Origin of the sequence: Kocuria aegyptia (assembly GCF_039530085.1) — a bacterium.
In the GTDB taxonomy this organism is placed as follows: Bacteria; Actinomycetota; Actinomycetes; order Actinomycetales; family Micrococcaceae; genus Kocuria; species Kocuria aegyptia.
Genome location: NZ_BAAAOA010000059.1, coordinates 1 through 518, shown reverse-complemented (window position 1 = coordinate 518; position 518 = coordinate 1). Strand labels below are relative to the sequence as shown.

Here is a 518-nt window from a genome sequence, read left to right as displayed (position 1 = left end):
ATGCCCGCCACCAGATCCTCGCTGGTGCGCGAGGGCAGCATCCTTGCGGTGAGGAACCGGGAGTACGAGGTGACGATCACCAGCACCGGCGGGGTACCGACCTGCCCGGCCCCGAGCGGGATCGACGTCGGCGGGAACCACAGATCGCACTGGGCCTGATCCCCGGGCCGGTACTGAAGCCGGTCCGCGGGATCCTTCGGCAGGTACTCCGGGCGCAGCACCGCCACGCGCTTGCGGAACCACGACGCCGAGCCCGTCCACGCCACCCGCTCGGCCAGCACCGATGCCGGCATCGTGGGGAACTGGGCCAGCAACGTCCGCACCCGAGGCTTGTAGGCGTCGAAGCCCGACGGTCTTGGCGGCCGGGAGTACTTTGGTGGCGCCTCGGCCCGCAGCGCCCGCGACACCGTCGCCCGCGCCAGTCCCAGCCGGGACGCGATCGCCCGCGCTGAAAGACCTTCCGCGAAGTGAAGATGACGAATCTCCGCCCAGTCCTGCACTGAAATCATCCACCCAAT

1 protein-coding gene is annotated in these 518 nt (G+C 69.7%); it reads right to left on the bottom strand.

Annotated elements, in window-relative coordinates:
- On the bottom strand, positions 1-500 hold a 500-nt coding region (locus tag ABD220_RS17925), incomplete at its 3' end, for a helix-turn-helix domain-containing protein (protein WP_344124855.1).
- Positions 501-518: the final 18 nt, after the last annotated feature.